The organism is Pseudoxanthomonas broegbernensis, from assembly GCF_014202435.1.
In the GTDB taxonomy this organism is placed as follows: domain Bacteria; phylum Pseudomonadota; class Gammaproteobacteria; order Xanthomonadales; family Xanthomonadaceae; genus Pseudoxanthomonas; species Pseudoxanthomonas broegbernensis.
Map to the genome: position 1 here is coordinate 644,200 of NZ_JACHGU010000001.1, position 13,560 is coordinate 657,759.

General features: G+C 71.9%; 13 protein-coding genes and 1 pseudogene. 5 read left to right on the top strand and 9 right to left on the bottom strand.

Annotated features, from left to right (window positions below):
• Nucleotides 1-64 precede the first annotated feature (64 nt).
• From pstB to pstS (HNR76_RS02840), 5 genes are all read right to left on the bottom strand, one after another.
• Nucleotides 65-928: a phosphate ABC transporter ATP-binding protein PstB gene (gene pstB / locus HNR76_RS02820; protein ID WP_425501795.1), complete on the bottom strand. Its 864-nt coding sequence runs from the start codon at nucleotides 926-928 to the stop codon at nucleotides 65-67.
• Entirely contained in the window at nucleotides 921-1,799 is an 879-nt protein-coding gene (gene pstA / locus HNR76_RS02825; protein ID WP_162311145.1) for a phosphate ABC transporter permease PstA, read from the bottom strand. The genes pstB and pstA overlap by 8 nt, the downstream gene beginning before the upstream one ends.
• Nucleotides 1,799-2,761: a phosphate ABC transporter permease subunit PstC gene (gene pstC, locus HNR76_RS02830; RefSeq protein WP_162311146.1), complete on the bottom strand. Its 963-nt coding sequence runs from the start codon at nucleotides 2,759-2,761 to the stop codon at nucleotides 1,799-1,801. The genes pstA and pstC overlap by 1 nt, the downstream gene beginning before the upstream one ends.
• A 7-nt stretch (nucleotides 2,762-2,768) precedes the next feature.
• Nucleotides 2,769-3,827, bottom strand: a complete 1,059-nt coding sequence (pstS, locus tag HNR76_RS02835) for a phosphate ABC transporter substrate-binding protein PstS (RefSeq protein ID WP_162311147.1) — start codon at nucleotides 3,825-3,827, stop codon at nucleotides 2,769-2,771.
• A 196-nt stretch (nucleotides 3,828-4,023) separates the two neighbouring features.
• A complete protein-coding gene (gene pstS / locus HNR76_RS02840) occupies nucleotides 4,024-5,046 on the bottom strand; it encodes a phosphate ABC transporter substrate-binding protein PstS (RefSeq protein ID WP_170298600.1) in 1,023 nt (340 codons plus the stop codon).
• A 314-nt stretch (nucleotides 5,047-5,360) separates the two neighbouring features.
• On the opposite strand from pstS (HNR76_RS02840), the gene HNR76_RS02845 reads away from it, so the two are divergent.
• Nucleotides 5,361-6,656 (top strand): OprO/OprP family phosphate-selective porin, encoded by a 1,296-nt coding sequence (locus HNR76_RS02845; RefSeq protein WP_162311149.1) that lies wholly within the window; start codon nucleotides 5,361-5,363, stop codon nucleotides 6,654-6,656.
• Nucleotides 6,657-6,785: 129 nt separating this feature from the next.
• Here HNR76_RS02845 and nth read toward each other — a convergent pair.
• The 3 genes and pseudogenes from nth to HNR76_RS02860 form a co-directional block, all read right to left on the bottom strand.
• Nucleotides 6,786-7,412: pseudogene (nth, locus tag HNR76_RS02850) on the bottom strand (endonuclease III); the annotation flags it as partial.
• 215 nt (nucleotides 7,413-7,627) lie between these two features.
• Nucleotides 7,628-8,011: a hypothetical protein gene (locus tag HNR76_RS02855; RefSeq protein ID WP_162311151.1), complete on the bottom strand. Its 384-nt coding sequence runs from the start codon at nucleotides 8,009-8,011 to the stop codon at nucleotides 7,628-7,630.
• A 16-nt stretch (nucleotides 8,012-8,027) separates the two neighbouring features.
• Nucleotides 8,028-8,810, bottom strand: a complete 783-nt coding sequence (locus HNR76_RS02860) for an enoyl-CoA hydratase/isomerase family protein (protein ID WP_162311152.1) — start codon at nucleotides 8,808-8,810, stop codon at nucleotides 8,028-8,030.
• A gap of 175 nt (nucleotides 8,811-8,985) precedes the next feature.
• Here HNR76_RS02860 and HNR76_RS02865 point away from each other — a divergent pair, with 175 nt between their 5' ends.
• The 3 genes from HNR76_RS02865 to HNR76_RS02875 all read left to right on the top strand — a co-directional run bounded on the left by HNR76_RS02865 (nucleotide 8,986) and on the right by HNR76_RS02875 (nucleotide 11,488).
• A complete protein-coding gene (locus HNR76_RS02865; RefSeq protein ID WP_162311153.1) occupies nucleotides 8,986-9,687 on the top strand; it encodes an FKBP-type peptidyl-prolyl cis-trans isomerase N-terminal domain-containing protein in 702 nt (233 codons plus the stop codon).
• Nucleotides 9,688-9,854: 167 nt separating this feature from the next.
• Nucleotides 9,855-10,625, top strand: coding sequence for an NUDIX hydrolase (locus tag HNR76_RS02870; protein ID WP_249065665.1), 771 nt, complete (start codon nucleotides 9,855-9,857; stop codon nucleotides 10,623-10,625).
• Nucleotides 10,622-11,488: a sulfurtransferase gene (locus tag HNR76_RS02875; protein WP_162311155.1), complete on the top strand. Its 867-nt coding sequence runs from the start codon at nucleotides 10,622-10,624 to the stop codon at nucleotides 11,486-11,488. The genes HNR76_RS02870 and HNR76_RS02875 overlap by 4 nt, the downstream gene beginning before the upstream one ends.
• A gap of 243 nt (nucleotides 11,489-11,731) precedes the next feature.
• Here the strand turns inward: HNR76_RS02875 and HNR76_RS02880 are convergent, their stop codons facing one another.
• Entirely contained in the window at nucleotides 11,732-12,505 is a 774-nt protein-coding gene (locus tag HNR76_RS02880; protein ID WP_162311156.1) for an SDR family NAD(P)-dependent oxidoreductase, read from the bottom strand.
• Nucleotides 12,506-12,621: 116 nt separating this feature from the next.
• Here HNR76_RS02880 and HNR76_RS02885 point away from each other — a divergent pair, with 116 nt between their 5' ends.
• A complete protein-coding gene (locus HNR76_RS02885) occupies nucleotides 12,622-13,536 on the top strand; it encodes a LysR family transcriptional regulator (RefSeq protein ID WP_162311157.1) in 915 nt (304 codons plus the stop codon).
• The last annotated feature ends 24 nt before the right edge of the window (nucleotides 13,537-13,560 follow it).

Consider the following 13,560-nt stretch of genomic DNA (forward strand, 5'->3'; position numbering starts at 1 on the left):
CCCTGGCGGGGCGCGGCGGGCGGTGGACGGCCGGGCCCGGTCGCCGCCGGGCATGCGCCCGGCCTCACCCGAACCGCCCGGTGATGTAGTCCTCGGTCTGGCGCTTGGAGGGGCTGGAGAAGATGACCTCGGTGCGGTCGTGCTCGATCAGGTCGCCCAGGTACATGAAGGCGGTGTAGTCGCTCACGCGCGCGGCCTGCTGCATGTTGTGGGTGACGATGACGATGGTGTATTCGGACTTCAGCTCCTCGATCAACTGCTCGATGCGGCTGGTGGAGATCGGGTCCAGCGCCGAGGTCGGTTCGTCCAGCAGCAGCACGTCCGGCCGCAGGGCCACGGCGCGGGCGATGCACAGGCGCTGCTGCTGCCCGCCGGACAGGCCCAGCGCGCTCTGGCCCAGCTTGTCCTTCACCTCGTCCCACAGCGCGCCCTGGCGCAGGGCCTGCTCGACCCGCTCGTCCATCCGCGGGCGCGAGAGCTTCTCGTGGTGGCGGATGCCGTAGGCCACGTTTTCGTAGATCGTCATCGGGAACGGCACCGGCTTCTGGAACACCATGCCGACCTTGCTGCGCAGCCGGTTGATCGGATACCTGGGCGAGAGGATGTCCTCGCCGTCCAGTAGTACCTCGCCGCGCGCCTCCAGCTTCGGGTACAGCGCGTAGATGCGGTTGAAGACGCGCAGCAGGGTCGACTTGCCGCAGCCGGAGGGGCCGATCAGCGCGGTGACCCGCTTCTCCGGCATGTCCAGGTCGATGCTCTTCAGTGCGTGGAAGCGGTCGTAGTGGAAGTCCAGGCCGCGGGCGGCCAGCTTGACCGGCGCGGCGGCGGACGCGGCGCGGGAAGGGGACACCGAGATGCGCTGCATCTCGGGCGCGCGCGCGGCGGAGGGAAGCTCGTTCATGGCCAGGTTCCGGGAAGGGTCAGTCATGGGTGATCCTGTTGCGCAGGAGCAGGGCGCGCGCGGTCAGGCTGACCAGCAGCACGAACACGGTCAGGACCAGGGCGCCGGCCCAGGCCAGCACCTGCCACGATTCGTAGGGGCTGCCGGCGAACTGGTACATCACCACCGGCACCGAGGCCATCGGCTGGAACACGTTGCCGTTCCAGTACTGGTTGCCGAAGGCGGTGAACAGCAGCGGCGCGGTCTCGCCGGAGATGCGCGCCAGCGCCAGCAGGATGCCGGTGAGGATGCCGGCGCTGGCGCTGCGGTACAGCACCTGCACGGTCACCTTCCATTGCGGCACGCCCAGCGACAGCGCCGCCTCGCGCATCTGCACCGGCACCAGGCGCAGCATCTCGTCGGTGGTGCGCACCACCACCGGCAGCACGATGAAGGCCAGCGCCAGCGCGCCGGCGAAGGCGGAGAAGCTGCCGCCGGTCTGCATCACGTACAGGGTGTAGACGAACAGGCCCAGGACGATGGACGGGGCCGACAGCAGGATGTCGTTGACGAAGCGCACCACGGTGCCGGCCTTGCGCGCGTTGCCGTACTCGGCCAGCCAGGTGCCCGCCGCGATGCCCAGCGGCGTGCCGATGGCGATCGCCAGCGCGCACATCACCGCGCTGCCGAAGAAGGCGTTGGCCAGGCCGCCTTCCTGCAGCGGCGGCGGGGTCATCCGGGTGAACAGGTTCCAGTCGATGCCGGCGATGCCGCGGGCGGCCAGGGTCCACAGGATCCAGCCCAGGAAGAACAGCCCGAACAGCGCGGTGGCGCAGGACAGCAGCAGGGCGGCGACGTTGACGATGCGGCGGCGCGCGTACAGGCGCCCGGGGGAGGCGCGGAAGAGGGAGACGGACATCAGTTGCCCTCCTTGCGCGCCAGGCTCATCAGCATCAGCCGGGCGATGGCCAGGACCACGAAGGTGACGATGAACAGCACGAAGCCCAGCAGCAGCAGTGCCGAGCGGTAGGTCTCGGTGGCCTCGCCGAAGTCGTTGGCGATCAGCGCGGCGATGGTGGTGCCCGGCTCCAGCAGCGAGGGCGACAGGCGCACCGCGTTGCCGATCACGAAGGTCACCGCCATGGTCTCGCCCAGGGCGCGGCCCAGGCCCAGGAAGATGCCGCCGATCACCGCCGAGCGGGTGTAGGGCAGGACGATGTCCCAGCTCACCTCCCACTTGGTGGAGCCCAGCGCGTAGGCCGATTCCTTCAGCCGGGTGGGCACGGTGAGGAACACCTCGCGCATCACCGAGGAAATGAACGGCACCACCATGATCGCCAGCACGAAGCCGGCGGTGAGCATGCCGATGCCCAGCGGCGGGCCCTGGAACACCGGCCCGACCAGTGGCAGGGTGCCGGCGTGGTCGTTGAGCCAGGGGGTGACGTACTCGGTCATCACCGGCACCAGCACGAACAGGCCCCACATGCCGTAGATGATCGACGGGATGCCGGCCAGCAGCTCGATCGCCGTGCCGACCGGGCCGCGCAGCCAGCGCGGCGCGACCTCGGTCAGGAAGAAGGCGATGCCGAAGCTGACCGGCACCGCGATCAGCATCGCGATCAGCGCGGTGACCAGGGTGCCGTAGATCGGCGCCAGCGCCCCGAACTTGTTCTCCACCGGGTTCCATTCGGCCGAGTAGAAGAAGCTTAGCCCCTGCGCCTCCAGCGCGTGGCGCCCGCCCCACAGCATCGACAGCGCCGCGCCGGCCAGGGCCACCATCACGAACGCCACGCACCCGATCAGCGCATAGCGGAACAGGCGGTCGGCGCGGGCGTCGCGCCCGCCGGCGGCGGGGAGTGCATCGAGGGCGGCGGTGTTCATCCGATGGTCACTCGAACTCGGCCGCCCAGTACGCCTCGATCTGCCGCACCAGCTCCGGCGGCAGCGGCACGTAGTGCAGTTCCTGCGCCTGCGCCTGGCCCCGCTCGAACGCCCACTCGAAGAACGCCAGGGTCGCCCGGCTGCGGGCGGCGTCCTTCGGCCGCTTGGGCATCAGCATGAAGTTGGTGGCGGTGATCGGCCAGGCATCCTGGCCCGGCGCATCGGTGATCACCAGGTCGAAGTCGCCGGCGCCGGCCCAGTCGGCGCTGGCCGCGGCGGCGGCGAAGCTTTCCGCGTTCGGCTGCACCCACTGCCCGGCCGCATTGCGCATCGACGCATAGGGCATGCCGTTCTGCAGCGCGTAGGCCAGCTCGACGTAGCCGATGCCGCCCTTGATCTGCTTCACGTACGCGGCCACGCCCTCGTTGCCCTTGCCGCCCACGCCGCCGGGCCACTGCAGCGAGGTGCCCTCGCCGATCCCCCGCTTCCACTCGGGGCTGACCTTGGACAGGTAATTGCTGAAGTTGAAAGTGGTGCCCGAGCCGTCGGAGCGGTGGACCACGGTGATCTTTTCCGCCGGCAGGGCCAGGCCGGGGTTGGCGGCGGCGATGGCCGGGTCGTCCCAGGCGGCGACCTTGCCCAGGAAGATGTCGGCCAGCAACGGGCCGGTCAGGCGCAGCCGGCCCGGCTCCATGCCCGGCAGGTTGAACACCGGCACCACCCCGCCGATGGCCGAGGGGAACTGGCCCAGGCCGGCGGCGGCCAGCTCGTCGCTGGGCAGCGGCTTGTCGGAGGAGCCGAAGTCCACGGTGCCGGCCTTGATCTGGGCGATGCCGCCGCCCGAGCCGATGGACTGGTAGTTGATCTTGTTGCCGGTGGCGGCGTGGTAGTCGGCCGACCACTTGGACACCAGCGGGTAGATGAAGGAGGCGCCCGCGCCGGAGATTTCGGCGACGGCCGGAGCGCCGGCGGCGGATGCCTCGCCGGCGTTGTCGGCGGGCTTGCACGCGGCCAGGGCCACGGCGGCCAGCGACAGGACGAGGAGGTGGACCGTTGAGGGTTTCATGGGCTCATGGCGCCGTGCGGGGCCGGGCTGTCCGGCGGTGCGTACATGGAATGATGTTTTTGTTACATCCGTATGACGGCGCTCGCCGGCGACGGCGGCCGGCCGGTGGCCGCCGCGCATCGGTGCCGGAAAAGACGGACGCGGGCCGGTGGCCCGCGTCCGGTGACGAACGGCGAGGGGGAGAGGAACCCGCCGTTCAGTACTTCATGTTCTGCGACCAGTACGCCTCGATCTGCCCGACCAGCGCATCCGGCAGCGGCACGTAGTCCAGTTGGCGGGCCTGGGCGTCGCCGTTGGCGTAGACCCACTGGAAGAAGGCCTTGGCGTTCTTCGAGCCGGCCACGTTCTTCGGCTGCCGGTACATCAGGATGAAGTTGGTGGCGGTGATCGGCCAGGCGTCCTCGCCCGGGGCATCGGTCATCACCAGGTGGAAGTCCTTGCTGGCGCCCCAGTTGGCGCTGGCCGCGGCGGCGGCGAAGGACTCCTGGCCGGGCTGCACGAAGCGGCCGGCGGCGTTCTTCAGCGAGGCATGGGACAGCTTGTTCTGCAGCGCGTAGGAAAGCTCGACGTAGCCGATGCCGCCCTTGATCTGCTTCACGTAGGCGGCCACGCCCTCGTTGCCCTTGCCGCCGATGCCCGCCGGCCACTGCACCGAGGTGCCTTCGCCGACCTTGCTCTTCCACTCCGGGCTGACCTTGGACAGGTAGTTGGCGAAGTTGAAGGTGGTGCCCGAGCCGTCGGAGCGGTGGACCACGGTGATCTTGGTGTCCGGCAGGGCCAGGCCCGGGTTGAGCGCGGCGATGGCCGGATCGTTCCACTTGCCGACCCTGCCCAGGAAGATGCCGGCCAGGGTTGGGCCGTCCAGCTTCAGCGCGCCCGGGGCGATGCCCTGCACGTTGAGGATCGGCACCACGCCGCCGATCACCGACGGGAACTGGGCCAGGCCGAACTTGGCCAGTTCCTCCGGCTTGAGCGGCGCGTCGGAGGAGCCGAAGTCCACGGTGCCGGCCTTGATCTGGGCGATGCCGCCGCCCGAGCCGATGGACTGGTAGTTGACCTGCTTGCCGGTGGCGTCCTTGTAGTCGGCCGACCACTTGGACATGACCGGATAGATGAAGGAGGCGCCCGCGCCGGTGACGTCGTTGGCGTGGGCGAAGGGGATCGATGCGGAAGCCGCGATCAGTGCGGCGGCGACGCGGAACTTGAACCTGGCGTTCACGTGGGACTCCTGCAAGTGCGTGGAACGGACGAGGGGGGTGCGGACGCGGCCGGGCGCGTCCATCCCGTCCATTGCATAACCGCGCGATGACAGCAGTGCGTATTCCGGATGACGCCCGCATGACAGTGCGCGGCATCGCGCGCGCGGGGCGGCCGCGAGGGTGCGCGCCCTCCGGGTCACATTTCCGTCATGCCGCCGCAGCGTGGCTGTCAGATTCGCGTCGCAAGCTGCGCGGCGTCTTGACGGGTGCTTCACGTCGCCGCCGGGGAACGGGGCATCCGCACGCCACCACCATCACCATCCGGAGAGCTCCCATGCGTCATTCCTACCTCGCCGTCGCGCTCGCCGCGGCCCTGGGCACCACCGCCTCGTTCGATGCCGCCGCCGACAACGCCGGGCTGGCCGAGCTGAAGGCGCAACTGGCCGCGCTGCAGGCCAAGGTGGCCGAACTGGAGACGCGCACCGATGCGCAGTCGGACATCAACGTCGGCACCCAGCAGAGCCTTGAGAGCATCGCCGCCAGCGCGCCCAAGGTCGAGACCAAGGGCGGGCTGAAGGTCACCTCGGCGGACAAGAAGTTCGAAGTCTCCCTCGGCGGCCGCATCCACTTCGACGCCTACGCCTTCGACCGCGACCTGGCCGCCAGCACCGGCACCAGCGAGTTCCGCCGCGCGCGCCTGACCCTGGCCGGCAAGGCCTACGGCTGGGACTACAAGGTCGAGCAGGATTTCGCCGCCGGCACCAACCTCGACGGCCTGCGCGACCTGTACATCAGTACCGGCTTCCTGGGCGGCAAGGCCACCATCGGCCACTTCAAGCCGTACCGCTCGATGGAGGAACTGACCAGCTCCAACGAGATCCTGATGATGGAGCGCCCGTTCGCTTCGGCCACCGGCCTGTTCAGCGGCCGCCAGTTCCAGCAGGGCGTGGGCTACCAGCGCGCCGGCGACAACTACAGCGCCGGCTTCACCGTGTTCAACCTGCGCGGCGCCGCGGGCGCCCGCAACGAGGGCATGGGCGTGGCCGGCCGCGTCACCTTCGCCCCGATCAACACCGACGACAGCACCCTGCACTTCGGCGGCTGGGCCAGCCAGGAGAACAACAACCAGGGCTCGGCCGACCTGGCCGCCACCGCCAACTACGCCGGCCGCCGCGGCCCGGCGCAGGCCATCGCCATCACCACCGGCGCCAGCCGCAACACGGTCACCGCCTACGGCCTGGAAGCGGCCGGCTCGTTCGGCCCGCTGTTCTTCCAGGGCGAGTACGTCAACGCCACCTTCGGCCAGCCGGCCGGCGCCGACCAGGACGTGGCCACCTGGTACCTGCAGGGCAGTTGGCTGCTCAACGGCGGGCACAAGGCCTACAAGCCGGCCACCGGCGTGTTCGCCTCGCCCAAGGTCGCCGGCAAGGGCCTGTGGGAGCTGACCGCGCGCTACGACACCATCGAGAACAAGGACATCGCCAACCGCGAGGCGACCAGCGTGATCCTGGGCGTGAACTACTACGTCAACCCCAACCTGCGCTTCATGTTCAACTACACCCAGGGCGACAACGAGTTCACCGGCGACGAGACCGGCCAGTACGCGCTGCGCACGCAGTTCAGTTGGTAAGCGGCGGCATCGGCGCCGATGGACGGACGCCCCGCTTCGGCGGGGCGTCCGTGTTTTTGCGCCCTCGTCCGCCGCGCGCCTGGGTACCTGGGCGCCGCCGGCATGGCGATTCGCGGTTCCCGTCCGGGCCTACCCCGGTGGGGTTTTGTCCGGAAACCGGCAGATGTCGCGGATCACGCACTGCGGGCAGTCCGGCTTGCGCGCCTTGCACACGTAGCGGCCGTGCAGGATCAGCCAGTGGTGCGCGTCCTGCATGAATTCGGCCGGCACCACCTTAAGCAGGCCGTCCTCCACCGCGCGCACGTCCTTGCCCGGGGCCAGCCCGGTGCGGTTGGCGACGCGGAAGATATGCGTGTCCACCGCGATGGTGGGCTCGCCGAAGGCGGTGTTGAGCACCACGTTGGCGGTCTTGCGGCCCACGCCCGGCAGCGCTTCCAGCGCGGCGCGGTCGCGCGGCACCTGGCCGCCGTGCCGTTCCACCAGGATGCGGCAGGTGGCGATCACGTTCCTGGCCTTGGCGTTGAACAGGCCGATGGTGGCGATGTGCTTCTTCAGCCCCTCCTCGCCCAGGCCGAGGATCGCCTGCGGCGTGTTGGCCAGTGGGTACAGGCGGCGGGTGGCCTTGTTCACGCCCACGTCGGTGGCCTGCGCGGACAGGATCACCGCCACCAGCAGCTCGAACGCGGTGGTGTATTCCAGCTCCGTGGTCGGGTGCGGGTTGAGTTCGCGCAGGCGTACGAACATTTCGCGTACTTCCTCGGGCCGGAGCCGGCCGGCACGGGCGCGCGGCTTCTTGGCGGCGCTGGCGGGGGCGGGCCCGCCGGCCGTGGCCGCGGGGGCGCCCGCGGTCTTCCGCCGGCCGGCGGGAACGGCCGCGGCGCGGTCGGCGGCGCGGCGCGTGGAGGCGTCCTCCGTGCGCCCGCCGGGGGCGGTGCGGGCCGCGGCGCCGGGGCGCCGCCGGTCGTGCGGGCTCATGCCGGACCGCCCTTGGCGGCGCGCGCCCGCGCCCGCGCCAGCGCGGCGGCGGCGGCGGCCGGAAGCGCCGGTGCGGTGCGCGGTGCGGCATCGGCCGCGGGCGGCGCGGCCGGCGGTGCGGCCAGGCGCCGCGACTGGCGCTCGGCGGCGATGCCGGCCAGCCGGGCGGCGCGGGCGCGATGGCGTTCGCGCGCGTCCCAGGCCTGGCGCAGGCGCGCCTGCGCCTGCCGCAGCGGTGCGTCCTCCGCCGCGGCGGCACGGGCCGGGTAATCCATCAGGCCGGCCTGCAGCGCGGCGTCCACGTCGCCGCCCGCCAGCAGCGCCAGCAGGCGCAAGCGCAGTTCGTCGGGAGCAGGGCCGGCAGCGGGCGGGCGCGTCATGGCGGTGCGGGGGCGCTCAATGGCCGCCGAACCGCGGCGTGCGCTTCTCGAGGAATGCGGCGGTGCCTTCGCGCATGTCCTGGCTGGCGAACAGCAGGCCGAACCGCGCGCTCTCGAAGGCCAGGCCTTCCTCCAGCGGGCACTCGCCGCCGGCCAGCACCGCGTCGAGGATGCCGCGCAGCGCCAGGGGCGCGGCGGCGGCCAAGCGTGCGGCCAGTTCCATGGTGGCCGTTTCCAGGTCGGCGGCGGCCACGACCCGCTGCACCAGGCCCAGTTGCAGCGCGCGCGCCGCGTCGATGGGCGCGCCGAGCAGGCACAGTTCCAGGGCCGCGCCGCGGCCGGCCAGGCGCAGCAGGCGCTGGGTCCCGCCGAAGCCGGGCATCAGGCCCAGGCCCACCTCCGGCTGGCCCAGGCGCGTGCCCTCGGCGGCGATGCGCAGGTGGCAGGCCAGGGCCAGTTCCAGCCCCCCGCCCAGCGCATAGCCGTTCACCATCGCCACCACCGGCTTGGGCAGCCGCTCGATCCGGCGCATCAGGCGCTGGCCCAGGGCGGAGAACTCGTGGGCCTGGATCGGCGTCAGCGCGGCCATCTGGGCGATGTCGGCCCCGGCGACGAAGGCTTTCGGGCCGGCGCCGGTCAGCACCACCACCCGCACCTGCGGGTCGTCCTCGGCGGCCGTGAAGGCCACGTCCAGCGCTTCCAGGGTCTGCCGGTCCAGCGCGTTCAGGCGCTCGGGCCGGTCGATGGTCAGGACCCGGACGCCGTCGGCGTCGCGGCTGAGGACGGGGCTGGCCGTCATGTAAGGGCTCCTGGCTGAATCGGGGGGCCTGTGGGGCGGGTGGGCGGAACTTCCCGGCGCGGCGGGTGTCGGAAAGCCCAGGCCGCGCTGGCGGGCCGCCGGTGCGGCGGCTATCCTATCGCGTCCGCTACGGCCGGGTATCCCCCGGCATTTCCCTTCTCCGGAGAAGAACTAGATGAAGTTGCGTCCCATCGCTGTCGCCGTTGCCGCCCTGTTCCTGGCCGGTGGCGCCTTCGCCCAGGACACCACGTCCGAGAAGGGCAAGCTGAGCTACTACTTCGGCTACGACTACGGCAACAACCTGGCCGAGCTGGCCGACCGCGGCGAGCAGTTGGACGTCAACTCGGTGGTCAAGGGCCTGCAGGACGCGCTGGGCAAGAAGCAGCCGTCGATCACCGCCGAGCAGCTCAAGCCGGCGCTGGAAGCGTTCCAGAAGCGCGAGCAGGCCCGCGCCGAGCAGGCCAAGGCGCAGTACGACCAGGCCGCCGCCGAGAACAAGACCAAGTCCGACCAGTTCCTCGCCGGCTACAAGGGCCAGGCGGGCGCCAAGACCCTGCCCAGCGGCGTGGCCTACAAGATCGTCGAGAGCGGCACCGGCGCCAAGCCGACCCAGGCCAGCACCGTGCAGTTGGAAGTCGCCGGCCCGTACCCGTTCGGGCAGAAGCCGGAGCAGGCGCGCCCGGCGCAGCAGATCCCCAGCATCAAGGTCAGCGAGGTCGAGATGGCCGCCATGCGCGAGGTGCTGCTGCAGATGCCGGCCGGTTCCAAGTGGGAAGTGGCGCTGCCGCCGGACAAGGCCTACGGCGCCGATCCGCGCACCCCGTTCCCGCCGAACGTGGCGGTGGTGTTCGAGATCAGGCTGGTCGCGATCAAGTAATCCGCGTCACGGTCGTTCCCCCCTGCGCCGGCTCCATGCCGGCGCAGTCGTTTCTGCGCGGCGCATTCCGCGCTACGCTTCCCGTACATGCCACGGTTCGCGTGCACTCCCTGCCTTCCCCGCCCACGGACGTCCCGCCCGCGGACGCCGCGCCGTCCAGTCCATGCGTGCGCGCCTGCCGGCTGGGCACGGATGGCCTGTGCGGCGGCTGCCTGCGCAGCGGCGCGGAGATCGCGCAATGGACGCGCCTGGACGCGGCGACGCGCCGGCGCATGATGGAGACGGTGTTGGCAGGCCGCGAGCGCGAGCGTTACCGCTTCCTCGACCAGTTGCAGGAGCGGCAGGCGCTGCGCGGCGTGCTGCATCCCCTGCCGCGGCCGCCGGCAGGCGAGGGCTGGAACCGCTCGGAACTGGACGACCTGCTGCCGCCCGCGCCGCTGGCCGAGGCCGCGGTGCTGGTGGGCCTGGTACCGCGTGCCGGCAGCGGCACGCAGGTGCTGCTGACCCTGCGCACCGACACCCTGCGCCACCACGGCGGCCAGGTCAGCTTCCCCGGCGGCCGGGTGGAGCCGCAGGACGCGGGCGTGCTGGCCGCCGCGTTGCGCGAAAGCCGGGAGGAGATCGCGCTGTGCGACCGCCAGGTGGCGCCGCTGGGCTATCTCGATCCGTTCCTCACCATCAGCGGGTTCCGGGTGACGCCGGTGGTCGCGGCGGTCGATCCGGACTACGTGCCGCGCCCGGAACCGGGCGAAGTGGCCGCGGTGTTCGAGGTTCCGCTGGACTACCTGATGTCGGCCGCGCATCTTCGCCAGGTGGAGATCGACTACGGCGGCCGCCCGCGCAGCGTGCTGGAATACGACTGGCCGGGCCAGCGCATCTGGGGCGCGACCGCGGCGATCCTCTACAACCTGCGGCGCCGCCTGGAGGCGGGACCATGAGCGATCCGGCCTGGACCACCCTGATATCGGTCGAGCGGCTGCACGCGGCGCTGGACGACGAGGCGCTGCGCCTGCTCGACGCGCGCGCGGTACTGGCCGATCCGGCCGCCGGCGCGGCCGCCTGGGCGGTCTCGCACCTGCCCGGTGCGGCCCATGCCGACCTGGATCGCGACCTGTCCGACCCTTCGCGCCTCGGGCAGGGACGGCATCCGCTGCCGGATGCGGCGGCCTTCGTGCGCCGGGTCGGCGAGTGGGGCATCGGCCCCGCGCACCCGGTGGCGGTGTACGACGCCGGCGACGGCAGCATGGCCGCCGCGCGGGCGTGGTGGCTGCTGAAGCTGCTTGGCCATGCACGGGTGGCGGTGCTCGACGGCGGCCTGGCCGCGTGGCGCGCCGCCGGCCTGGCCGAGACCGCCGATCCGGCCGTGCCGGCGCCGCTGCCGCGGTATCCGGCCGTCGGTTTCGAGGGTTCGCGCATCGCCGATGCGGCCGAGGTGCTGTCGCGGCTGGGCCAGGCGCCGGGCTGGCTGCTCGACGCGCGCGGCGGCGAGCGCTTCCGTGGCGAAGTCGAGCCGATCGACCCGGTCGCCGGCCACGTGCCCGGCGCGCTCAACCGGCCGTTCGCGCTGAACCTGCGCGACGGCCGCTTCCGCCCCGCCGCGGAGCTGCGTGCCGAGCTGGAGCCGCTGCTGCACGGCCGTGCTCCCTCCGAAACGCTGCTGATGTGCGGTTCCGGGGTGACCGCCTGCCACCTGCTGCTGGCGATGGAGCATGCCGGCCTGGCGGGCGCGCGGGTGTATGCCGGTTCGTGGAGCGGCTGGATCGCCGATCCCTCGCGCCCGGTGGCGACCGGCCCGGCGTAGGCGCCGGTCTCGCCGGCGACCGCTGGCTGGCGGAGTGCCGACACTTCTCGTAGCGCGGGGCTTGCCTCGTTCTACGAGGAGGCCCGAGGAGCCTCTCGCGGATGCCCTGGGAACTCGGTCCGATGTGGCAGGCGACGACGCCCGCGCATGCGATCCGGACGCACTTGTCCGGAACGAAGGCATGGCGGCCGACGGCAAGCCGGCGCATGCGGTCCAGGCCGCATCGCCGCGCGCCGCTCCGCGCTACAGCATCATTCCGCCCGAGGCCTCGATCCGCTGCGCGTTGATCCAGCCGGTGCCCGGCGCCAGCAGCGCGGCGACCACCGCGCCGATGTCGTCGGGCAGGCCGACCCGGCCCAGCGCGGTCTGCGAGGCGATGAAGGCGTTGACCTGGGCGTTGTCGCGCACGGTGCCGCCGCCGAAGTCGGTCTCGATCGCCCCCGGTGCCAGCGTGTTCACCCGTATCCCGCGCTCGCCCAGTTCCTTGGCCAGGTAGCGGGTCAGGACCTCGATGCCGCCCTTCATCGTCGCGTAGGCGGCGTAGCCGGGCAGGGCGAACCGGGCCAGGCCGCTGGAGACGTTGAGGATGCGGCCGCCGTCGGCGATCAGGGGCAGCAGCGCCTGGGTGAGGAAGAACGGGCCCTTGAGGTGGATCTTCACCAGTTCGTCGAACTGCGCCTCGCCGGTGTCGGCGAAGGCCGCGTGCACGCCGGTGCCGGCGTTGTTGAGCAGGTGGTCGAAGCGCTCGCGGCCCCAGCCGGCCAGCACCTGGCGCACCTGCGCGGCGAAGGCGGGGAAGCTGGCGCTGTCGGCCACGTCCAGCGGCAGCGCCGCGGCCTGGCGGCCGAGCGCGCGGATCTCGGCCGTCGCCGCCTCGGCCTCGGCCTGCGCGCTGCGGTAGGTCAGGATCAGGTCGCTGCCCTGGCGGGCCAGGTGCAGGGCGGCGTTGCGGCCCAGGCCGCGGCTGCCGCCGGTGATCAGGGCGATGGGGGCGGACGGGGAGGGGGAGCGGTGCATGCCGGCGACTCCTGCGTGGAAGATGGCGTAGAGGTTATTGCCCTGTACGGGGCGGATAAATTTGCAGGTAACGATCAATTTGTTCGCTGATTGCGAACAGTCTCTACGAGGGCGCCATGGACCAGCTCGAGCAGTACCGGATCTTCCTGCGCGTGGCCGAGCTGGGCGGTTTCACCCGTGCGGCCAATGCCCTGGGCCTGCCCAAGTCCAGCGTGTCCACCGCCGTGCGCAGGCTGGAAGCGTCGCTGGGTGCGCAGTTGCTGCACCGGACCACGCGCCGGGTGCAGCTCACCCGCGAGGGCGCGCTGTTCCTGGAGCGCTGCCGCGACCTGCTCGGCGAGGCCGAAGAACTGCAGGCGCTGTTCCGCGAAGAGCCGCGCCTGCTGCGCGGGCGGGTGCGGGTGGGCATGTCCGGGAGCATGGCCGCGCGGCTGGTGCTGCCGCGGTTGGGCGCTTTCCTGCAGGCCCATCCCGGGCTGGAGATCGAACTGGGCGCGGGCGAGCGCCGGGTCGACGTGGTGCGCGAAGGCTACGACTGCGTGGTTCGCACCGGCGGGGTCGGCGACGACAGCCTGGTGGCGCGGCCGCTGGGACTCGCGCCGGTGGTGAGTTGCGCCAGCGTGGACTACCTGCGCCGCCATGGTGTGCCGCGCTCGCTCGCTGACCTGGCCGGGCATCGCCTGGTGCATTTCGCCGGCCGCTTCGGCCAGCGCCCGGCCGGGTGGGAATATCCGCTGCCCGGTGGCGGCTACGCCAGCTTGGAGATGGCCGGCGCGGTCACGGTCGATGGCGGCCAGGCCTATGTCGGCGCGGCCCTGGCCGGACTCGGCCTGATCCAGGTGCCGCGCCTGGGCGTGCAGGCGGCGCTGGAGGACGGGCGCCTGGTGGAGGTGCTGGCCGACCTGCCGGCCGAGCCGATGCCGGTGGCCCTGCTGTATCCGCAGCAGCGCCACCTGCCGCGGCGCGTGCGCGAGGTGATGGACTGGCTGGCGCAGGTGCTGGCGCCGTACCTGCTGCCGCTGCCGCGTTGAGGGCATGCGCATCGGGCGCGTCCG